Below are 19,831 nucleotides of genomic sequence, written 5' to 3' on the forward strand. Positions count from 1 at the left end.
AGGCCGTCCTGCACGCCAGCGGTGAACTCGCCCTGCACATCGTGCAGCAGCGCCAGCCGCGCACGCACATTGGCCAGCGCAATGCCGTGGCCCCGGGGCGCGGTGTCTTCTCCATTGCCATGGCCGTTCTTGCCTTCCTTGGGGGGAAGGGTGTTGGTGATGCGCACCACCACACGGCTGCCGCGCAGCTCGGTCAGCACGCGGAGCTTGCCACCCCGGTCGCTGGGCTCCACGCCGTGTTTGACGGCGTTTTCCACCAGAGGCTGCAGCAGCAGCGGGGGCAGGCGGGCGCCGTCGGTGCGGGGGTCCAGGTTCCACTGCACCTGCAGGCGTTTGCCAAAGCGCACCTCTTCGATGCCCAGGTAGCGGCGCGCGAGCGTGATTTCTTCGGCCAGCGTGGTCGATTCACCCTGCTCGATGAGGGCGACCCGAAACAGGTCGGACAGGTCTTCCAGCAGCGATTCGGCCTTGGCCGGTTCTTCGCGCACCAGCGCGATGGCGCTGTTGAGCGTGTTGAACAGAAAATGGGGGCGGATGCGTGACTGCAGCTCCGTCAGGCGAGCCGTGGTGGCCGCGGGCGTGCGGCCCCGCGCGCGCAGCACCAGCGCTGCCACCAGCATGGCGGCCAGCAGGGCGCCCGTGGCGGCGCTGGCCAGCCAGGGGGCCGAGGTGGGCTGCGCCACCAGCGCCAGCATGCCGCAGGCATAGGCCCCGGCCAGGGCACCCAGCAGCACGCCCGCCAGGTATTGCTGCACGGTGGTCAGTCGCTGCAGCACGGTCTTGAGGCTGCAGGCCGTGACCAGCCACAGCAGCGTGGCGGGCAGCGCACCGCCCGTCAGCAGTGCCAGGGTGGCCAGCCATTCCACAGGGTTGCCCGCCCCATACATCGCGCCCACGCCCACCACCAGCTCCACGAACAGCACGGCCCGCAGCACCACGCCCACCTGGCAGGCGTCAAACACCAGGGCCCGCCCGCGCGGCGGCTGCCCGCCCGGCCCGGCGCCAGCGGCCGCCCGCACGCTGCGCGCAGACCTTTCTGGCGGGCCAGAATCGGGCAGCGGGGGCTGGGTCGATAAAATTTGCGTGTTTTGCATTGCGGCGCCCGGGTTGTCCGGGTGTCTGAACCTCCGGATTATTGCCCTCCTTATGTCCAAAGCCCAAGCCACCAGCGCTGACTCTGCGCCGTCCCACAACCAGCTCGACACCAAGGCCCAGGCCTGGTCGGCGTTGTTTTCCGAGCCCATGAGCGACCTGGTCAAGCGCTACACCTCCAGCGTGTTCTTCGACAAGCGTCTGTGGCAGGCCGATATTGCAGGCAGCCTGGCACATGCCGAGATGCTCGCCGCGCAGGGCATCATCTCTGCCTCCGACCACGCCTCCATCCAGCGCGGCATGGCCCAGATCACGTCGGAAATCGAGTCCGGCGCGTTCGAATGGAAGCTGGACCTGGAAGACGTGCACCTGAACATCGAAGCCCGCCTGACCCAGCTGGTGGGTGATGCCGGCAAGCGCCTGCACACCGGCCGCAGCCGCAACGACCAGGTGGCCACGGACGTGCGCTTGTGGCTGCGCGGCGAGATTGATTTGATCGGCGACCTGCTGAAAGAGCTGCAGGTGTCGCTGGTGGATGTGGCCGAGCAGAACGTCGAGGTGATCCTGCCCGGCTTCACCCACCTGCAAGTGGCTCAGCCCGTGAGTTTTGGCCACCACATGCTCGCCTATGTGGAAATGTTCAAGCGCGATGCCGAGCGCATGGCCGACGTGCGCCGCCGCACCAACGTGCTGCCCCTGGGCAGCGCGGCCCTGGCCGGCACCACCTACCCGCTGGACCGCGAGCGCGTCGCAAAAACTCTGGGCATGGAGGGCGTGTGCCAGAACAGCCTGGACGCCGTGAGCGACCGCGACTTCGCCATCGAATTCACCGCCGCCGCCAGCCTGTGCATGGTGCACGTGAGCCGCTTGAGCGAAGAACTCATCATCTGGATGAGCCAGAACTTCGGCTTCATCAAGATCGCCGACCGCTTCACCACCGGCAGCTCAATCATGCCGCAGAAGAAGAACCCCGACGTGCCGGAACTGGCTCGCGGCAAGACCGGCCGCGTGGTGGGCCACCTCATGGGCCTCATCACCCTGATGAAGGGCCAGCCCCTGGCCTACAACAAGGACAACCAGGAAGACAAGGAGCCGCTGTTCGACACGGTGGACACGCTCAAGGACACGCTGCGCATCTTTGCCGAGATGGTGGGCGGCCAGCTGAACCCCGCCACGGGCCAAAAAGAAGGTGGCATCACCGTGAACGCCCAGGCCATGGAGCAGGCCGCCCTCAAGGGCTACGCCACGGCCACCGACCTGGCCGACTATCTGGTGAAAAAGGGCCTGCCCTTCCGCGACGCGCACGAAACCGTGGCCCATGCGGTGAAGGCGGCCACCTCGCACGCGTGCGACCTGTCGGAGCTGCCTTTGACGGTGCTGCAGGGCTTTCACCCCGCCATCGAGAAGGATGTGTACGAGTGCCTGAGCCTGCGTGGCTCGCTCAACGCCCGCAATACGCTGGGAGGTACGGCCCCGGCCCAGGTGCGTGCACAGCTTGCGCGCCACCGGGCACGCCTGGCCTGATTTTTGCGGTGCCCATTGCACATCCTTTTGGAGCTTTTGCCATGACCCCATCCCGCCGCAGCCTGTTGTCCCGTGTTTTGCGCACCAGCGCCTTTCTGGGGGCTGCGCTGACCGTGGGGCTCGCGTCGGCGCAGTCGGCCAAGCCCATTCGCCTGCTGGTGGGGTTCCCGCCCGGCGGTGGTTCGGACGCCATTGCGCGCACCTTGTCCGAGAAGCTCAAGGACGAACTGGGCGTGCCAGTGGTGGTGGAAAACCGCCCTGGCGCCGGGGGCCAGATTGCGGCCCAGGCGCTCAAAGCCGCGGTGCCCGATGGGACCACGCTGTTCATCACGCACGACCACACCATCTCCATCCTGCCCCAGGTGGTCAAGAACGCCGGCTTCGACCCGGTGCGCGACTTCGTTCCCGTCGGTGGCTTTGCCACCTTTGTGAATGCATTCGCCGTCTCGGGCGGCACGCCTGCCAAGTCGTTCGGCGACTACGTCAACTGGGTGCGCACGGCGGGCCAGGGCAAGGGGGCCGTGGGTATCCCGGCGCCAGCTTCCACCCCCGAATTCCTGGTCAAGCTGATCGGGCAGAAATACCAGATCGACCTGGTGTCCGCCCCCTACCGGGGCAGCGCGCCCATGATGGCCGACATGCTGGGCAACCAGATCGGTGCAGGCGTCGCCTCGGTGCAGGATTTCATCGAGAACCACAAGGCGGGCAAGGTGCGCGTGGTGGGCGTGCTCGGCACCAAGCGCCAGGCCGCCATGCCCGATGTGCCCACGTTCGACGAAATGGGCCTCAAGGGCTTTGAAGACCTGCCCTACTACGGCATCTACGCCCCCACCGGCACACCGCAGAAGTTCATCACCGAGTTCTCCATCGCCCTGTCCAAGGTGGTGGCGATGCCGGATGTGCGCGAGCACCTGACGGCCATGGGCCTCACGGTGGGCTACATGACACCGCAGCAGCTGGCCACCCGCCAGGCGGCCTACACCGAGGCTTGGACGCGCATCATCAAGACCAGCGGGTTTGTGGCGCAGTAGGCCAGGGCGTGCTTGGTGTGGTCATTCGAGCGGATGCCGCTGCATCCTCCTGTTCCTGAGAACGGTCGAATTGCGGAAATTCAAACTGCGGATTCACGTGCTTCAGATTTCTAAGGCTGGGCCGGGCCTTTGAATTGGTGCGCCGCAAAAGCCGTGACCCGGTCAAAGCGCTCCTCGGGCAGGGTGTCCAGGATCTGCTGCGGGCGCGGGGCCTGCAGACGTTCATTCTCATCGGCGCGGTGGCTCTTTCATGGCAGTGTCTGTGCCGTCGCGGCGGGTGCCTTTTGGGGCCGTGGCCGAGGCTGCGAAGCGGGCCGGTGCCCGCAGTTCAGTGCGCGCGCGCCCGGCCCGTACCCTGCGACGGCGTGCCTCCGCGCCCGAACTGGTGCCAGGCCCGGCGCAGCTGGGTGTCGGAGCTGAACCCCGCCATCAGCGCCGCCTGCGTCACGTTCTGGCCAGACCGCAGCGCGGCCTCGGCCGTGGCCAGGCGGATGCGCCGCAGGTACTGCAGCGGGGCGATGCCCGCATGTTCCAGAAACAGCCGCGTGAGGTGGCGCGGCGAGGTGTGTGCCACCTCGGCCATCTGCGGCACGCTCCAGTCGGCCTGCGGTTGCTGGCCCACGGCGTCCTGCACGCGGTGCAGTGCGGGGTGCATGTGGTTGCGGTGGTGCAGAAACGGCGAGAACTGCGGGTCGTCCGGCCCCCGGCGCAGCCCGATCACCATGGCCTGCGCCACCTGCACCGCCACCGTGGGGCTGCAGATGTCGGAGATGCGGTGGAGCAGCAGGTCGATGCCGGTGGTCACGCCTGCGCTGGTGTAGATGGGGCCATCGGCCACGAACACGCGGTTGGCGGCCACGTCGCAGCGTGGGTCTACCAGGGCCAGCTCGTCCAGGTGCAGGTGGTGCGTGGTGGCGCGCCGGCCGGTCAGCAGCCCTGCATGGGCGGCCAGCACCGCGCCCGCGCACACGGTGACCAGCTCCAGCTGCCCCGCCACCGGGCGCAGGCCGCGCAGCCAGTGCAGCAGCGCCTGGGCTTCGGCGCCGCTCACGTCGATGTGGTGGCCTGCCAGGCCCACCAGTACCACCCACGCGGGGCTGGGCAGTGTGTCAGGCAGCGGCGCCAGCCCGGTGACAGCGACCCCCACGGACGACATGGACTCGGGCGTGGGGCTCACGAAGTGCTGCACAAAGCGCTCTGGTTGGCCCAGGGCGACCAGGGTCTGGTTGGCAATCCGCAGCGCCTCGGCCGGGCCCGCCCAGTCCAGCACCAGGCTGCCAGGCAGCAGGGCGAAGTACACGTGGATGGGGGAAGGTGTGGTGTCCTGCATGACAAGTTCTTGAAAAAGGCGCCGCTCCCAAGGCGTTTTATGGCTCCCTGTTCCACGGGGTGTCCATCTGGCGGGCGGTGCGCTCCGCAAGTGCTGCGCTCGCCAGCCGGGTGACCAGATGCAGGCTCATGTCAATGCCGGCGCTGATGCCGGCCGACGTGACCAGCGCCCCCCGGTCTACCCAGCGCACATTTTCCCGCACATCCAGGGTGGGAAACTGCGCCCGCAGGTCAGCAATGTCCTCCCAGTGGGTGGTGGCAGGGCCTTCGGTCAGCACGCCTGCGGCTGCCAGGATGAATGCTCCTGTGCACACCGATGCGGTGATCTGCGCACCACGTGCAGCCTGGGCCACCCAGGCGCGGGTGTCTGCGCAGGCCGCGGCGGCGTCCACCACGCCGCCGGGCACGATGAGCACATCGGGCGCGGTGGCGTTGGTGAAGTCCGCGTCCGGCAGCACGCGCAGACCAGCGCGGGCCCGCACGGGGGCCAGGCTGCGGGTCACGCACTGCACGGCAAATGGCGCGGGTGCGCCAGGCTGCAGGCGCTGCGCCATGCGCACGGCGGTGGTGAACACTTCGTAGGGGCCGCCCAGGTCCAGGGCTTCCACCTCGTCAAAAACGAGGATGGCGACTTGCAGGGGCTTTGGGGGTTTGATGGCAGATGGTGTGGTCATGGTGTGGTGCGGGGAGGGTGGTGGGCAAACACATAACGCGGATAGGTGCCGTGCGCAGTCGTTGCGGCGTTCAGGTCGATATCGACGGTGCAAAAGGGTTGTTCTGTCGTGGTGCGGGCGAGCAGGGCGCCATCGGGGCTGATGACCCAGCCCGCGCCGCCATAGGTGCCTGCGGCGTGGTCCGCGCGGTTGGACGACAGGCTGTAGGCGCCAGTGCGCACGGCCGCAACGGTGCCCACGGCCAGCCATTTGTCGGTGGTGGCGGCCGCTGTGGCGCGCGGCGACAGGATGGCCTGCAGCCCGCCCAGCGCCGCATAGTTGGCATAGGTGTCCAGCGCCCAGAGTTCGGTGCAAATGTTCAGGCCGAAGGCCAGCGGCCCGGCGTTGAAACGGGGAAATGCTGCATCACCGCGCTCAAACCACTGGGCCTCCCAGCCACCCGGTTCATCGGGCAGGTGGAACTTGCGTCGCAGGGGCGCGTAGCCGGTCTGCGCGGACCAGAGAAAGCCTTCGTTCAGGCGCTGCCCGCCCGCAGTGACCGGGCGCGCGCCCACCACCCAGTCGGCGCCCAGCTCGGGCAGGCGGGCTGCCCAGGCGTCGCTGAGTGCGACGGCAGCGCCCCAGCGTGCTGGATCGGCGGGGAGCGATTCCCACACCGGCTCGACAAAGGCGAACTCGGGCAGCAGCACCAGCTCGGATTGCGCGCTGCGGGTGTGGGCGCACAGTGCTACCCAGGCAGCTTCGAGCAGATGGGGTTGGTAGCGCAATTCGCAGACTGTGGCGCGCATGGTGTTCTCCGGCGGTCAGGCTGCGGCCGCTTCCAGGGCGTCCAGGGCTTCCCGCACGGTGCGCAGGGTGGCAAAGCGGCCCTGCAGCACCGTGGCGGTGCGGGTCTTGATGTCGACGGCTGCCAGCGTCTGGCCGTCTGGCTGCACCATGTCCCAGGTCAAGGTGGCGTCGGTCACGTAGTCCACCTCCCAGCCCAGGTCCGAGGCGTGGCGCGTGGTGGTTTCGCAGCATTGTTCGGTGCGGATGCCGCTGATGATGAGGCGCTGGATGCCATGGCGCGTCAGCCACACGTCCAGTCCCGTGCCCACCAGCGCGCTGTGGCGGGACTTGGTGAAGGTGGCGGCCGCCTCGAAGGGCGCTAGGCCATCGAGTGCGCGCACCTGGCCTGACACCTGCGAAAACGCATTCTCGGGCACTTCGGGGCCTTCGCTGTGGAACACCCGCACCACCGGCACGCCGCGCGCCACGCAGCCTTCGATCAGGGCGTTCTGGGCCTGCAGATAGGCGGGCAGGTCGTGCGTGGTGAAGTAAGGGCGGTGGCGAAAGGACTCCTGGACGTCAATCACAATCAGACATGTTTTCATGGTGTGCTTCTTTCGATGGATGGTTTGAAGCCTTTATTCTCATTGCGCTAAGGCGTGGAGTCCGCGCCAGACGGGACAGGTTTCGATCAATTTACGCCATCGATGGAGGTCTTGGCGAGGTTTCACAGGGAATGGTGGGCAAGCGGGCCATGGGGGTTGTCTGGAAAAAGGCGATTAACGCTGTATGGGTAATGTTTTGTAGCTATCAAATTGATAGTTTTGCGCGGTGAGCCGCATAAGCTGTTATGGTGATTAGGGTTTTCCCTAAATTTTTGCCCTCTACAGCCCACCCACTACACGACTCCTTGCCATGGCCAGACGCTCCCGCTTGTTTTCCCTGTCAGCGCTGACGCGGGCCTACCAGCGCAACCTGAAGGCCTTTGCCCGGGCGGCGCGCCCCGTGCGCGCCAAGGCCCCGGCTGCGCCGCGCCGGGTGGTGCCTGCGCCAGCGGTGCCAGCCCGGCGCGCGGCCAGCAAGCCCGTGCCCGCTCGCGGAGAGTGGGTCGGTGGCGTTGCACCCGGGCCTGCGGGCGCGCGGCGCTACCACCTCTACATCCCGCCAGGGCTGGCGCTGAAAGCAGACGAGAAACTGCCCTTGCTGGTCATGCTGCATGGCTGCGGCCAGACGGGGGGCGATCTGGCTGCCGCCACGCGCATGAACCGGCTGGCCGCGCGCGAGCGTTTTCTGGTGCTGTACCCTGAGCAGGAGCGCATGGCCAACGCCCATGGATGCTGGAACTGGTTTGAGCGCCGCAACGGCAAGGCCCAGGCCGAGGCAGCCACGCTGCTGGCTGCGGTGGACAAGGTGGCGCGCCGCTACCCGGTGGACCTGGCCCGTGTGGCCGTGGCGGGCTTGTCGGCCGGTGCCAGCATGGCCGTGCTGATGGCCGCGCTCTATCCCCAGCGGTTCTGTGCCGTGGCCATGCATTCCGGGGTGGCACCGGGCACGGCCGAATCGGCCGCCACGGCGCTGGCCGCCATGCACGGGCGGCGCGCTGCGCACCTGCCAGAGCCCCTGGGTGTCTCCCTCAACCAGGGCGCAACCCCTTCCGTGCTGCCGCTGCCGCCCCTGCTGGTGCTGCATGGCGATGCCGATGGTGTGGTCTCTGTGCGTAACGCGGCGGCCACGGCCCTGCTGTGGGCGGATGCGCTGGGCGCGCGGGCCGGAGCCTTGCGCACCCTGCAGCGTGGCCAGCGCCATGCCATGCGGGTGACCGAATTCAAGACCCGGGGCCGCACCGTGGTGGCGCTGCGCGAAGTGGCGGGGCTGGCCCACGCCTGGAGCGGCGGCGTGGCGCAATTGCCGTTCAGCGACCCGGCGGGGCCGGATGCCTCCGCCCTGGTGTGGGCCTTTGTGGCGCGGCAGTTTGCAAAAAAATGAATAAAAATAGGCTCTAGCGCTTATCTGTCAAGCGCGAGCAGCTATTAAATTTGTAGTGAATGTGGTGTTTGATGCTGCCCGTGGCAGCATCCATGGTCGGCTATACCAGCCGCGATGCCACCAGTTCCTTCTTGAGGTAGGCATAAAACAGCGGGGCCGCCACCAGCCCGGCGGGGCCAAACACGGCCTCGGCCACGAACATCACGCTCAGCAGCTCCCACACGCCCATCTGCGTGCGGCGGCCCACCACCTTGGCGTTGATCACGTATTCGGCCTTGTGGATCAGGATCAGAAAGCCCAGGCAGGCGGCGGCTGCCAGCGGCGACACCGACAGCCCCACGATGGTGATGACCACGTTGCACACCAGATTGCCCACGATGGGCACGAGCCCGGCGATGAACGTGAACGTGATCAGCACGGGCGTGTAGGGCAGCTCCAGATTCCACAGCGGCAGCACAAACAGCAGGAACAGCGCGGTGAGCAGGGTGTTGAACGCCGCAATCCAGAACTGCGCGGCCACGATCTGCTGGAAGGACTCGCCAAACAGCGTGATGCGCAGCTTGAGCTGCTGGGCCAGCGGGCCGCGCGCGAGGGCTGGTGGGCGCACGGCCGCCAGCGCGCCGATGAGCAGGCCCACATAGGCAAACAGCACACCGGCCAGCCAGGCGCGCCCGGCCATGGCCAGCGCTCCGGCCTTGGCGCCCAGGTAGTTGGCGATGATCCGCTGGATTTCAGCCGCACCTTCGGGCAGGTGGGCCGCCATGTCGGCAGGCAGCTTCAGGCGTAGCTCCAGCACCGTGCGCGCCATGTAGTTGAGTAGCTCGCGGTATTGCTGCGGGGCATCGACCAGATAACCCCGCGAGTGCGTCAGCCCGGCGGCCAGCAGTGCCAGGGGCAGCAGCATGACCAGACCTGCCGCCACAACCTGCGCCACCCGCAGGCTGCGGGCGGAGGGGGTGGACTGGCGCTGCACCCGGCCCAGACCCTGGGCAAACCAGCGCGTGAGGGCCCGCGTGAGCAGAAAGCCCAGGCACACGCACAGCAGGCCCGGCAGCAGGCCGCGCCACATCACCAGCAGCAGCACGGCCGCCACCAGCAGGTAGCTGGCCACCACGACGCCCCGGGTCAGGGCGCGCGGTGGCAGCGTGGTGGGCTCGGGTGGTTCAGGGGCTACGAGGGCAGAAGAAGGGCGCTGCGCCATGCGTCGCTAAAGCTGGTGTGCGGTGGGGTTGAATGAACGCGGGCGGCGGCGATCAGGCCACCACCACGGCGGCGCCTTCGCCGCGCGCAGCGATCGTGCCAATCGTGTACACCTGCTCGCCTGCAGCGCGCAGCGTGGCGGCGGTGGCCTCAGCGTTGGCGGCATCCACCACCACCACCATGCCAATGCCGTTGTTGAAGGTGCGGTTCATCTCGATGTCGTCGATGCTGGCGGTCTTTTGCAGCCAGGCAAACAGCTCGGTCTGGGGCCAGCTGCCCTTGGTCAGGTGGGCGGCCGTGCCTTCGGGCAGCACGCGGGGGATGTTCTCCAGCAGGCCACCACCGGTGATGTGGGCCAGGGCCTTGATCGGATGGACCGCCAGCGCGGCCAGCACGTTCTTCACGTACAGGCGGGTGGGTTCCATGATGGCCTGCTTGAAGGGCTTGCCATCCAGCGTGGCGGGCAGGTTGTCGCCAGCGCGTTCGATGCACTTGCGCACCAGGCTGAAACCGTTGGAGTGCACGCCATGGCTGGCCAGGCCCAGCACCACGTCGCCGGGCTTGACGTCCTTGCCGGTCAGGATCTTGGACTTTTCGACCGCACCCACGGCAAAGCCGGCCAGGTCGTACTCACCAGCAGGGTACATGCCGGGCATTTCGGCCGTTTCGCCACCGATCAGTGCGCAGCCGCTCAGCTCGCAGCCCTTGGCGATGCCGCCCACCACGGCAGCGGCGGTGTCCACATCGAGCTTGCCGCAGGCAAAGTAGTCTAGGAAGAACAGGGGCTCGGCGCCTTGCACCAGCACGTCGTTCACGCTCATGGCCACCAGGTCGATGCCCACGGTGTCGTGCATGTTCCATTCAAACGCCAGCTTGAGCTTGGTGCCCACGCCGTCGGTGCCGGAGACCAGCACCGGCTCCTTGTAGCGCTTGGGCACTTCGAACAGCGCGCCAAAGCCGCCAATACCCGCCAGCACACCTTCGCGCATGGTCTTCTTGGCCAGGGGTTTGATGCGTTCGACCAGGGCGTCGCCCGCGTCGATGTCAACGCCAGCGTCTTTGTAGGACAGGGGGGTGGGGGAGGTGGCAGAGGTGCTCATAGGGGTGCTCAAGGCAGGGACGGCACGGAACAGCGTGCGCAGCAGACTAAAATTTGCCCAGATTTTACGGGTTGCGCACCCAGTGCCACCCGCTCACCCCTTCACACCGCCCTGTTTTGTCCTTCAAGCCCATGCTGTTTCATGCCCCAACCCTCTGCCTGTGTGCCTGTGGGCGGCAGCCATGATGAAGCAACTGGCACTGGACATCGGCCTGGCCACAGGGCCCACGCTGGCCCGGTTTTATGCAGGCCCCAATGAAGCCGCCCTGCAACATCTGCGCCTGGCCGCCGGCGAAGGCAGCAGCGAGGCCACCCGCTCCCCCGTGCCCACCTATCTGTGGGGTGAGCCCGGCAGTGGCAAGACCCATTTGCTCCAGGCCGTGCGCCAGGCCCTGCGCGAGCAGGGCTCCAGCGTAGGCTGGCTCGACCCGGCCGTCGCGGAACCCCCTGATTTCGACGAAAACTGGGCAGCCGTGCTCATGGACGACGTGCACCTGTACAGCACCGCCCAGCAGGCCACCGCGTTCAATTGGTTCGTCAACGCCATCAGCCCCGCCAGCGGCAGCCAGCGCTGGGTGCTGGCTGCTGGCAACCTGCCCCCGGCAGACCTGCCCTTGCGCGACGACCTGCGCAGCCGCCTGGGCTGGGGCCATGTGTTCCAGTTGCAGCTGCTGGGCGAGGCCGAGCGCCGCGCCGTGCTGCGCCAGGAGGCCGACGCACGCGGCGTGTTCCTGGGCGACGAAGTTATGGACTACATGCTCAACCGCTTCTCGCGCGACCTGGGCAGCCTCATGCAGCTCTTGGACCAGCTGGATGCCTTTGCCTTGCGCACCCAGCGCGCCATCACGATTCCCTTGCTCAAGACAATGTTGGAATCGGAATAACGCCGTGCCCCCACGTCTTTTTTTACGTGTGAACCTGAATGACTTCTGAACCCCGCCGCTTGCGGCTTGCGCTGTTTGACCTGGACCACACGCTGTTGCCGCTCGACTCTGACTACGAGTGGGGCGAATTCACCATCCGCATCGGCTGGAACGACCCCGTGGAGTTCGCGCGCCGCAACGACGAGTTCTACGCCCACTACCAGGCTGGAACGCTCGATGTGCACGACTACGTGCGTTTTGCGACCGAGGCCGTGCGCCTGCGCGGGCCCGAGGCGGCGGCGGCCGCGCACCAGCAGTTCATGCGCGAGGTCATCACCCCCGCCATCCAGCCCCAGGCGCTTGACCTGATCCGCCAGCACCAGGCGGCGGGCGACGAGGTGCTGATCGTCACCGCCACCAACGAGTTCGTGACCACGCCCATCGCGCAGGCGCTGGGCGTTTCGCAACTGCTGGCCGTGCAACTGGTGCGCGACGCCAGCGGCTGGTACACCGGCGAGATCGACGGCATTCCCACCATGCGCGAAGGCAAGGTGCGCCGCATGGAACAATGGCTGGCCGAGCGGCAACTGGCCTGGGGAGATGTCGAAAGCACCTTCTACAGCGACTCGATGAACGACGTGCCGCTGCTGGAGAAGGTGAATCACCCGGTGGCCACCAACCCCGACCCGCGCCTGCGCGCCCTGGCCCAGGAGCGCGGCTGGCGCATACTGGACCTGTTTGCGGCCGATGCCGAAACGCCTGCACTACCCGCTGAATGATGAGCGCTTTGCAGCCCCCACCAGCCGCCGTTTCGTGCCCGACCCCCTGAAACCTTTCACTCCATGATCAAGAAGTTCCTAGACAAACTGATGGGCAAATCGACGCCCGGCACTTCGGGCGGCAAGCCCCACTTCGGCAAGCGCGAGGAGGTGCCCGCCTCGGTGCACGGCATCAACCCCGAGCTGGTGGATTACCGCGCCGCCGAGGTGGTTGCCACGCTCAAGCAAGCAGGTTTTGAGGCCTACATCGTCGGCGGCGCCGTGCGCGACCTGCTGCTGGGCCTGCGCCCCAAGGACTTTGACGTGGCCACCAACGCCACGCCCGAGCAGGTCAAGGGCCTGTTCCGCCGCGCCTTCATCATCGGCAAGCGCTTTCGCATCGTGCACGTGGTGCACGGCCGGGGGCGTGAGCATGAAGTGATCGAGGTCTCCACCTTCCGCGCTTACCTGGACAACGCTGCTGCGGGCCAGGTGGCGGGCAACGAAAAGACCAGCAAGGCCCAGCTGTCGGGCATGCAGCACGCTGTGGATGCCAGCGGACGCGTGCTGCGCGACAACGTCTGGGGCCCGCAGGACGAAGACGCCACGCGCCGCGACTTCACCGTGAACGCCATGTACTACGACCCGGTGAGCCAGATCGTGGTGGACTACCACAAGGGTTTGCAGGACGCCAAGAAGAAGACGCTTCGCATGATTGGCGACCCCGCCACGCGCTACCGCGAAGACCCGGTGCGCATCATCCGCGCCGTGCGCTTTGCAGCCAAGCTCAGCCCCCTGGGCTTCAGCATCGACGCCAAGTCGGCCGCACCCCTGGTGCAGTCGCAGGCGCTGCTGGCCGAGGTGCCCCAAAGCCGTATGTTTGACGAAATGCTCAAGCTGTTGCAGACCGGGCATGCCATCGCCACCATCGAGCAGCTCAAGAAGCTGGGCATGTCCAAGGGCATCTACCCGTTGCTGGACGTGGCCGTGGAGCGCGCCGATACGCCGTTTGTCAAAGCCGCCCTGGTGGACACCGACCGCCGCGTCAACGAAGGCAAGCCCGTCGCCCCGAGCTTCCTCCTGGCCTGCGTGCTGTGGGAAGACGTGCGCAATGGCTGGCAGGCGCGCCTGAACCAGCGCCAGCACCCGCTGCCCGCGCTGCAGGAGGCCATCGACGAGGTGTTCGACAAGCGCATTGGCGATGTGTCCGGCCGGGGCAAGCTGGCCGCCGACATGCGCGAGATCTGGGTCATGCAGCCGCGTTTTGAAAAGCGCGTGGGCAACACACCGTTTGGCATGGTGATGCAGCCGCGCTTTCGCGCCGGTTTCGACTTCATGCGCTTGCGCGCCGATGTGGGCGAGGTGGAAGAAGCTCTGGCCGAGTGGTGGCAGGACTTCCAGACCGCCGACGACGAGCGCCGTGATGACCTGATGGACCAGGCCAAAGAAGAACAGAAAGCCCGCCAGAAAGCGCAGCCCGTGGTCAAGCGCGTGCCCCGCGCTGCACCCGCCGCCGATCCGCGCGGCTTGCCCCAAGGGTCAGAGGCCGGACCGGTCGACAGCGACGCCGAGTTCCCCTCTGAAGGCGGTGCCCCCAAGAAGCGCCGCCGCCGCCGTCGCAAGCCCGGTGGTGCGGGAGGCGGCGAAGGTGCAGCCCCTGCGGCGGCGGGCGAGTGAATCTGCCGGACCTCGGCGAGGAGGGCGAACGGCCCGCCCTGGTCTACGTGGGCCTAGGCGCCAATCTGGGCGAGTGTGAGGCTGCCTTGCGCAATGCTTTGGCGGCCATTGGCCAGTTGCCAGGCACCCGGGTCACACGCGTGTCGCCGCTCTACGGCAGCGCGCCGGTCGATGCCGGTGGGCCCGACTACCTCAATGCCGTGGCCGAGCTGACCACGGCCCTGGCCCCGCAGCCCCTGCTGCAGGCCCTGCAATCCATCGAACAAGCCGCTGGCCGCCAGCGCCCCTACCGCAACGCCCCGCGCACGCTGGACCTGGACATCCTGTGGTTTGGCGGCCAGGCCATCGACACCCCCGAGCTCACCGTGCCCCACCCTCGGATGGCCGAGCGCGCGTTTGTGCTGCGCCCCCTGGCCGATCTTGCGCCCGAGCGCGTGGACGCCGCAGCATTGCAGGCCGTGGCATCGCAGGACATCCACCGGCTCGAAGGCCCGGGTTGGGCGGACGCTGTGGTGGGTGGATAAATTGCTCCTGAATCAGGAGCTGCTAGCGCTTTGTAGATAAGCGCTAGAGGCTAAAAAAGCTAAAAAATATTACCCTGCGCGACGGATGGACCCGCACCGGATGAAACTGGCGCAGCCCAACGCCAGTGCCACCGTGGAACCGGCTTTGCCGGGCCACGGGTGGCGTCCCTCTTGGGGGTTGAGATACTGCCGCTCAGGGGATCAATCCACCTTCGCGCCGGACGCCTTCACCACTTGCTGGTACTTGGCGCGTTCGCTGGCCATGAAGCTGTCGAACTGCTGCGGTGTGGTGGGTACGGGTTCGGCCAGCAAGGCGCCAAAGCGGGTCTTGGTTTCTGGCGCATTGAGGGCGGCTACAAAGGCCTTGTTCAGCTTGTCGATGATGGGCTTGGGCGTAGCTGCAGGTGCCACCAGGCCCCACCAAGTGTCGATGGAAAAGCCCTTGAAAGTAGCAGACAGGGGCGGCACGCCCGGCAGCGAGGGCGAGGCGTCCAGCGAGGTCACGGCCAGGGCCTTGAGCTTGCCGGCACGGATGTTGGGTGCGGCGGCCGCCAGGTTGTCGATGTTGAAGTCCACCTCGCCCGCCAGCAGTGCCAGCTGCGCGGGGTTGGCGCCGCGGTAGGGGATGTGCAGCGCAAAGATGCCCGCGCGCTGCTTGAACATCTCACCTGCCAAGTGGCCCGCGCTGCCATTGCCGCCGCTGCCGTAGTTGAGCTTGGCGGGGTTGGCCTTGGCGTAGGCGATCAGGTCGGCCAAGGTGTTGATCTTGAGCTGCTCGGCTTTGGCGGCGTTGATGACCAGCACGTTGGGAACACGCACCATCTGCGTGATGCCCGCGAAATCCTTGCCCGCGTCGTAGGGCATCTTGGCGTACAGCCAGGGGTTCACTGCGTGCGTGGCCGTGGCAGCGATGCCGATGGTCAGGCCATCGGGTGCGGCCTTGGCAATGGCGTCGGCACCGATGTTGCCGCCTGCACCGCCCTTGTTTTCAATGATCACGGTGCCCAGCGAGTCGCGCACGCGCTCGGCCAGTGCACGCGCCGTCACGTCGATGGGCCCACCGGGTGCGTAGGGCACGACCAGCCGGATGGGCTGGCCGGAGTCCTGCGCAAGCGCGACCGAGGCCGCGAAGGGGGATGAAAAAGCCGCTGCAACAGCGGCACTGGCGATGAGGTGGTTTCTGCGGTTCATGGTGCCATTGTGCAAAAAATAATAAGACTGCTTACGAAAACTGGTGGACGGCAGCTGTGGAGGGTGCCTGTGGAGGGCTGTCACAGCGTGCGCAACGTGTTTTCTGCCAGCCCCAGATCTTCCACCAGCATGCCCAGCTCGTGCGACGAGCGGATGTCCAGTTTCAGGAAGATGGCAGAGCGGTGCGTGTCCACCGTGCGCGGGTCGATGGGTCGCTCCGGGTCGCGCTGGGCCAGCGCGCGCGCCACCTCCTTGCTGCTGATGCCGGTGGCCAGCAGGCGCGCCACCTCTTGCTGGCGCGGGCTCAGCGTGTTCCAGCGCTCCCGCAGGGTGTTGCGCCGCTGCGCGCGCTGTGCGTCTTCCAGCGACAGGTTCGCGGCCCGGAGCACGGCGGCCAGCAGGGTTTGCTCGTCGCAGGGTTTTTCGAGCCAGTCCACGGCCCCTTGCTTGACGGCGGTGACGGCCGAGGCCAGCTCGCCATGGGCGGACAGGAACACGGTCTTGAGCACGGCATTGCGCTCGCGCAGGGCATCGAACACCTGCAGGCCGCTCATGCCGTCCATGCGCAGGTCCAGCAGCACGCAGCCCGGGTGGGCGAGGTCGGCGCGGGCCAGGAACTCAGGGCCGCTGGCAAACGTGCGGGGCGCATGGCCACCGGCCAGCAGCAGGGCGGCCAGGGAGTTGCGCACGCCCTCGTCGTCGTCCACGACGTAGACATTCGCGGGAACTGTGGTGTTGACGGTGACGGGAGTGGTCGGATGGCTGTCGGTCATGGTGGGGGCAAGAAAATGCGGGGCAACCGGATTTCAAACACGGCGCCGCCACCGTCGCGGTTGCGCGCCAGCAGCTCGCCGCCCATGCTTTCGACAATGGAGCGGCAGATGTTCAGACCCAGCCCCAGGCCGTCGGAACGGGTGGTGAAGAAGGGCTCGAACAGGCGTTCGGCGATCTCGGGTGGCAGGCCAGGCCCCCGGTCCAGCACTTCGAGGCAGGCAAACCGGGTATCGGCCGTGGTGCGCAGCAATAGTTCGTGCGCCTCGGTCGGCGTGCCATCTGCGCGCATCGCCTGCATGGCCTGCAAGGCATTGAGGCCCAGGTTCAGCACCACCTGTTCGAGCAGCACGCGGTCGGCATTCACGCGCAGCGGGCCGTGGGCCAGGTCCAGCCGCACCGCTACCCCGTGCCGCCGCGCCTCGGCGCGCAGCAGCAGGCCCAGGGACTGGTCCACGGCGGCATTGAGGTCGCAGGGCTCGCGAGCCTCGGGGTGCTGGCGCACCCAGCGGCGGATGCGGCCGACGATGTCGGCGGCGCGCAGGGCCTGGCTGGAGAGTGCGGTGAGGCTGTCGTTCAGCAGCTCGGTTTTGCCCTGCGCCGCCAGGGAGCGCGCTGCGGCCGCGTAGTTGACCAGGGCGGCCAGTGGCTGGTTCAGCTCGTGCGCCAGCGTGGAGGCCATCTCGCCCACGGTGATCACACGCTGCACGCGCTGCAGCTGGGCCTCGCGCTGCTGCTGCTGTTCTTCGGCGCGTTTTTGGGCGGTGATGTCCACCACCGAACTCATCCAGCCGATGTGCTGGCCGTTGCCGTCGATGAGGCGTGCGGTGTAGAACATGGTGTACACGTCGGAGCCATTGCGATGCCGCAGCCGGTTTTCGTTGCCCTGGGGCGCGGCTTTGCCGGCCAGGGCGGTGTCGCTGTCGTTCCAGTGCCGGTCCAGGTCGTCCGGGTGCCAGTAGGGGTAGGGCGGCAGGCAGCCGATCAGCTCGTCTGCGCTGTAGCCCACCATGTCGCACATGGCGGCGTTCACGTAGACGATGCGGCCTTCGAGGTCGCGCGCGCGCATGCCCACCAGCAGCGAGTCTTCCATCGACTGGCGAAATGCCTGCGCCTGCTGCAGTGCATGGGTGCGCTCCTGGACGCGCTGCTCCAGCTCGATGCGGGCCTGCCGGTTCTCTTGCAGGCGCCGTTCGCGCAACTGCCAGTACAGGGCGCCGAGCACCAGCAGGCCCGACGCCAGGCTCGCCAGTGCCCAGGCCTGTTGGCGCGCCAGGGCGATGGCCTTGCTGTCGGCCGTGAGGGTCAGCGTCCAGCCCAGATCGGGCAGGCGCTCTTCAAGGGCCAGATAGCGCTTGCCGGTGCCGGGCACGAGGATCTCGGTGCCTGGCTGGCCGTCGCGCTGGAGCGTTTTCCAGGGCACGGGCTGGGGTGTCCAGCGTGCGCCATACTGCTCGTCGAATTGCACCTGCTGCACGTCCTGTTCGGGCAGTGGGCGCGTGGTCTGGTACAGCCAGGGGAGGACAGAGCCGAGGAAGATAATGCCGCGCTCATCGGTCACGAAGACCGGGTCGCGCAGTTGCGCCCAGGTGTCCACGATGGGCTGCATCCACACCTTCACGGCCACGACGCCGATCACCCGGCCGTTTTCCACCACGGGTGCCGATGCAAAAAGCCCAGGCTCGCCGGTGGTCTTGCCCACGCCGTAGAACCGCCCCGGCTGCCCTTGCAGTGCATCGCGGAAATACGGGCGGTTGCCGTAGTTCTGGTTGACGAAACTGGTGGGGGTATCCCAGTTGCTGGAGGCTACCGTGAGCCCGTCGGTGTTCATCACATACAGCGTGTCCGAGCCCGCATTGGCATTGATGGTCTGCAGGTAGGCGTTGGCAGCGCTGCGCAGCGGTTGTGCGCCGGGGTTGTGCAGCAACTCGGCAATCAGCGGCTGCTGCGCCGCCGTGAAGGGCAGATAGCTGTAGCGGGTGGCCACGCCGCGCAGGGCCAAGGCCTGCACTTCACCCGAGCGGCGCAGGTTGTCCCACTGGTTGTCGAGTTCGCTCTGGGTTGCCCATTCTCCCGCGCCTAGCACCAGGAGCACCGCCAGCCCCACCACGGCCGCCATGGGGCCCGTGCCGCGCACTGCGGCGCGCCATCGCGAAATCCGCCCTGGTGGGAGCGCAGTGCCGGGAGGCGGCAGCGCCAGCGGCGCACGGGGTGCAGCGGGCTCAGCCGGGGTGGTTGGCATGTGCGCCCCGGTCAGCCGCCGTGCTTGTCCGCCTCGGAGGTGAAGGCATCCGCATAGAACTCTTCTGCGGGCAGGCCGCGCTGCGCGCTGTAGGCATCGCGCGCCGAATCCACCACGATGGGCGCCCCGCAGGCATACACCTGGTGGCCCGAGAGGTCGGCAAAGTCGTCCATCACCGCCTGGTGCACAAAGCCGGTGCGGCCAGTCCAAGCGTCTTCGGGCATGGCATCGGACACTACGGGCACGTAGGTGAGGTGGGGCATTTCGGCCGCACGCGCCAGCACCCAGTCATGCAGGTACAGGTCGCCCGGCCGGCGGCCGCCCCAATACAGCGCGGTCGGGCGTGTGATGCCCTTGAACTGCATGTGCTCGATCAGCGCCTTGATGGGCGCAAAGCCCGTGCCCGAGGCCAGCAGCACGATGGGCTTGTCGGAGTCCTCGCGCAGGAAAAAACTGCCAAACGGGCCTTCCACCCGCAGGATTTCCTTTTCCTTCATCGCGCCGAACACATGGTCGGTGAACTTGCCGCCCGGCATGTGGCGGATGTGCAGCTCCACGCCCGGCGCTTCAGCCTGCGTGTGGGGCGCGTTGGCCATCGAGTAGGCCCGGCGGGCGCCATCCCGCAGGATGAATTCGATGTACTGGCCTGCGTGGTAGCGGAAGGTATCGGCGGCGGGCAGCTGCAGGCGCACCTGCATCACGTCGTGGGATTTTTTTTCCAGGGTAGATACACGCACCGGCATCTTCTTGATCGGATACGCGCTTTCGTCAGTGACCTGGCGTGATTCGAGCACCACGTCGGTCAGCGGTTGCGCGCAGCAGGTCAGCACCAAGCCTGCAGCCTCTTCATCGGCCGTGAGTGCCTTGGACTGGTGTTCGCCGTGGTGCACGGCGCCGCTGATCTTCTTGCACTTGCACGAACCACAGGCGCCGTCCTTGCAGCCGTAGGGCAGGCCCACGCCGCTGCGGATGGCGGCGGACAGGATGGCCTCGCCCGCATTGGCACTGAAAGCGCGGCCGCTGGGCTGCACGGTGATCTGGAACGCTGCGGGGGTTGCAGCCTCTGCGCTGGTCATGTGTGGGTATCCTTGGAATCGTCTTC

General features: G+C 67.2%; 18 protein-coding genes. 7 read left to right on the top strand and 11 right to left on the bottom strand.

Features of this window, described 5'->3' with window-relative positions:
• Window positions 1-1,094, bottom strand: a 1,094-nt coding sequence (locus NFX52_RS17135) for a sensor histidine kinase (protein WP_252635748.1), incomplete at its 3' end; no start/stop codon positions are given.
• Window positions 1,095-1,146: 52 nt separating this feature from the next.
• Here NFX52_RS17135 and argH point away from each other — a divergent pair.
• Window positions 1,147-2,616: an argininosuccinate lyase gene (gene argH / locus NFX52_RS17140; protein WP_055395063.1), complete on the top strand. Its 1,470-nt coding sequence runs from the start codon at window positions 1,147-1,149 to the stop codon at window positions 2,614-2,616.
• Window positions 2,617-2,657: 41 nt separating this feature from the next.
• A complete protein-coding gene (locus NFX52_RS17145; protein ID WP_055395065.1) occupies window positions 2,658-3,647 on the top strand; it encodes a Bug family tripartite tricarboxylate transporter substrate binding protein in 990 nt (329 codons plus the stop codon).
• A 328-nt stretch (window positions 3,648-3,975) separates the two neighbouring features.
• Here the strand turns inward: NFX52_RS17145 and NFX52_RS17155 are convergent, their stop codons facing one another.
• Genes NFX52_RS17155 through NFX52_RS17170 form a run of 4 tightly spaced genes read right to left on the bottom strand, consistent with a single transcriptional unit; the run spans window position 3,976 to window position 7,023 of the window.
• Window positions 3,976-4,977 carry a GlxA family transcriptional regulator gene (locus tag NFX52_RS17155; protein ID WP_055395067.1) on the bottom strand — a complete coding sequence of 334 codons (1,002 nt, stop codon included), beginning with the start codon at window positions 4,975-4,977 and terminating at the stop codon, window positions 3,976-3,978.
• A 37-nt stretch (window positions 4,978-5,014) separates the two neighbouring features.
• Complete coding sequence (locus NFX52_RS17160) at window positions 5,015-5,650, bottom strand: DJ-1/PfpI family protein (protein WP_055395069.1); 636 nt, start codon at window positions 5,648-5,650, stop codon at window positions 5,015-5,017.
• Complete coding sequence (locus NFX52_RS17165; RefSeq protein ID WP_055395071.1) at window positions 5,647-6,438, bottom strand: carbon-nitrogen hydrolase family protein; 792 nt, start codon at window positions 6,436-6,438, stop codon at window positions 5,647-5,649. The genes NFX52_RS17160 and NFX52_RS17165 overlap by 4 nt, the downstream gene beginning before the upstream one ends.
• A gap of 15 nt (window positions 6,439-6,453) precedes the next feature.
• Window positions 6,454-7,023 (bottom strand): cysteine hydrolase family protein, encoded by a 570-nt coding sequence (locus NFX52_RS17170; protein ID WP_055395073.1) that lies wholly within the window; start codon window positions 7,021-7,023, stop codon window positions 6,454-6,456.
• Between the two features lie 310 nt (window positions 7,024-7,333).
• Between NFX52_RS17170 and NFX52_RS17175 the strand changes: the two genes are divergently transcribed.
• Window positions 7,334-8,404 (top strand): extracellular catalytic domain type 1 short-chain-length polyhydroxyalkanoate depolymerase, encoded by a 1,071-nt coding sequence (locus NFX52_RS17175; protein WP_055395075.1) that lies wholly within the window; start codon window positions 7,334-7,336, stop codon window positions 8,402-8,404.
• Window positions 8,405-8,504: 100 nt separating this feature from the next.
• Here NFX52_RS17175 and NFX52_RS17180 read toward each other — a convergent pair whose 3' ends face one another.
• Window positions 8,505-9,605: an AI-2E family transporter gene (locus NFX52_RS17180; RefSeq protein ID WP_055395076.1), complete on the bottom strand. Its 1,101-nt coding sequence runs from the start codon at window positions 9,603-9,605 to the stop codon at window positions 8,505-8,507.
• Window positions 9,606-9,657: 52 nt separating this feature from the next.
• On the bottom strand, window positions 9,658-10,704 hold the full coding sequence (gene purM, locus NFX52_RS17185) for a phosphoribosylformylglycinamidine cyclo-ligase (RefSeq protein WP_055395078.1): 1,047 nt from the start codon (window positions 10,702-10,704) through the stop codon (window positions 9,658-9,660).
• A gap of 184 nt (window positions 10,705-10,888) precedes the next feature.
• Between purM and hda the strand changes: the two genes are divergently transcribed.
• From hda to folK, 4 genes are all read left to right on the top strand, one after another.
• Window positions 10,889-11,587, top strand: coding sequence for a DnaA regulatory inactivator Hda (gene hda, locus NFX52_RS17190; RefSeq protein ID WP_055395116.1), 699 nt, complete (start codon window positions 10,889-10,891; stop codon window positions 11,585-11,587).
• Window positions 11,588-11,625: 38 nt separating this feature from the next.
• Window positions 11,626-12,345, top strand: a complete 720-nt coding sequence (locus NFX52_RS17195; RefSeq protein WP_055395080.1) for a histidinol-phosphatase — start codon at window positions 11,626-11,628, stop codon at window positions 12,343-12,345.
• Window positions 12,346-12,408: 63 nt separating this feature from the next.
• Window positions 12,409-14,001 carry a polynucleotide adenylyltransferase PcnB gene (pcnB, locus tag NFX52_RS17200; RefSeq protein ID WP_055395083.1) on the top strand — a complete coding sequence of 531 codons (1,593 nt, stop codon included), beginning with the start codon at window positions 12,409-12,411 and terminating at the stop codon, window positions 13,999-14,001.
• Window positions 13,998-14,525 carry a 2-amino-4-hydroxy-6-hydroxymethyldihydropteridine diphosphokinase gene (folK, locus tag NFX52_RS17205; RefSeq protein WP_252635749.1) on the top strand — a complete coding sequence of 176 codons (528 nt, stop codon included), beginning with the start codon at window positions 13,998-14,000 and terminating at the stop codon, window positions 14,523-14,525. Before pcnB ends, folK begins: the two co-directional genes overlap by 4 nt.
• A 201-nt stretch (window positions 14,526-14,726) precedes the next feature.
• On the opposite strand, the gene NFX52_RS17210 is transcribed toward folK, so the two are convergent.
• The 4 genes from NFX52_RS17210 to NFX52_RS17225 form a co-directional block, all read right to left on the bottom strand.
• Window positions 14,727-15,716: a tripartite tricarboxylate transporter substrate binding protein gene (locus tag NFX52_RS17210; RefSeq protein WP_055395087.1), complete on the bottom strand. Its 990-nt coding sequence runs from the start codon at window positions 15,714-15,716 to the stop codon at window positions 14,727-14,729.
• An 80-nt stretch (window positions 15,717-15,796) separates the two neighbouring features.
• Window positions 15,797-16,489: a response regulator transcription factor gene (locus NFX52_RS17215; RefSeq protein WP_055395089.1), complete on the bottom strand. Its 693-nt coding sequence runs from the start codon at window positions 16,487-16,489 to the stop codon at window positions 15,797-15,799.
• Window positions 16,486-18,729, bottom strand: a complete 2,244-nt coding sequence (locus NFX52_RS17220) for a PAS domain S-box protein (RefSeq protein ID WP_238385500.1) — start codon at window positions 18,727-18,729, stop codon at window positions 16,486-16,488. Before NFX52_RS17220 ends, NFX52_RS17215 begins: the two co-directional genes overlap by 4 nt.
• 11 nt (window positions 18,730-18,740) lie before the next feature.
• Window positions 18,741-19,805: a CDP-6-deoxy-delta-3,4-glucoseen reductase gene (locus tag NFX52_RS17225; protein ID WP_055395091.1), complete on the bottom strand. Its 1,065-nt coding sequence runs from the start codon at window positions 19,803-19,805 to the stop codon at window positions 18,741-18,743.
• Window positions 19,806-19,831 lie beyond the last annotated feature (26 nt).

The sequence above is a fragment of the Acidovorax facilis genome, assembly GCF_023913775.1.
Lineage (GTDB): Bacteria > Pseudomonadota > Gammaproteobacteria > Burkholderiales > Burkholderiaceae_C > Acidovorax > Acidovorax facilis.

Excerpts from the sequence above, each read along its gene's own strand:
- argH (WP_055395063.1), top strand. The coding sequence starts at position 1,147 with ATGTCCAAAGCCCAAGCCACCAGCGCTGACTCTGCGCCGTCCCACAAC.
- NFX52_RS17145 (WP_055395065.1), top strand. The coding sequence starts at position 2,658 with ATGACCCCATCCCGCCGCAGCCTGTTGTCCCGTGTTTTGCGCACCAGC.
- NFX52_RS17155 (WP_055395067.1), bottom strand. The coding sequence starts at position 4,977 with ATGCAGGACACCACACCTTCCCCCATCCACGTGTACTTCGCCCTGCTG.
- NFX52_RS17160 (WP_055395069.1), bottom strand. The coding sequence starts at position 5,650 with ATGACCACACCATCTGCCATCAAACCCCCAAAGCCCCTGCAAGTCGCC.
- NFX52_RS17165 (WP_055395071.1), bottom strand. The coding sequence starts at position 6,438 with ATGCGCGCCACAGTCTGCGAATTGCGCTACCAACCCCATCTGCTCGAA.
- NFX52_RS17170 (WP_055395073.1), bottom strand. The coding sequence starts at position 7,023 with ATGAAAACATGTCTGATTGTGATTGACGTCCAGGAGTCCTTTCGCCAC.
- NFX52_RS17175 (WP_055395075.1), top strand. The coding sequence starts at position 7,334 with ATGGCCAGACGCTCCCGCTTGTTTTCCCTGTCAGCGCTGACGCGGGCC.
- NFX52_RS17180 (WP_055395076.1), bottom strand. The coding sequence starts at position 9,605 with ATGGCGCAGCGCCCTTCTTCTGCCCTCGTAGCCCCTGAACCACCCGAG.
- purM (WP_055395078.1), bottom strand. The coding sequence starts at position 10,704 with ATGAGCACCTCTGCCACCTCCCCCACCCCCCTGTCCTACAAAGACGCT.
- hda (WP_055395116.1), top strand. The coding sequence starts at position 10,889 with ATGAAGCAACTGGCACTGGACATCGGCCTGGCCACAGGGCCCACGCTG.
- NFX52_RS17195 (WP_055395080.1), top strand. The coding sequence starts at position 11,626 with ATGACTTCTGAACCCCGCCGCTTGCGGCTTGCGCTGTTTGACCTGGAC.
- pcnB (WP_055395083.1), top strand. The coding sequence starts at position 12,409 with ATGATCAAGAAGTTCCTAGACAAACTGATGGGCAAATCGACGCCCGGC.
- NFX52_RS17210 (WP_055395087.1), bottom strand. The coding sequence starts at position 15,716 with ATGAACCGCAGAAACCACCTCATCGCCAGTGCCGCTGTTGCAGCGGCT.
- NFX52_RS17215 (WP_055395089.1), bottom strand. The coding sequence starts at position 16,489 with ATGACCGACAGCCATCCGACCACTCCCGTCACCGTCAACACCACAGTT.
- NFX52_RS17220 (WP_238385500.1), bottom strand. The coding sequence starts at position 18,729 with ATGCCAACCACCCCGGCTGAGCCCGCTGCACCCCGTGCGCCGCTGGCG.
- NFX52_RS17225 (WP_055395091.1), bottom strand. The coding sequence starts at position 19,805 with ATGACCAGCGCAGAGGCTGCAACCCCCGCAGCGTTCCAGATCACCGTG.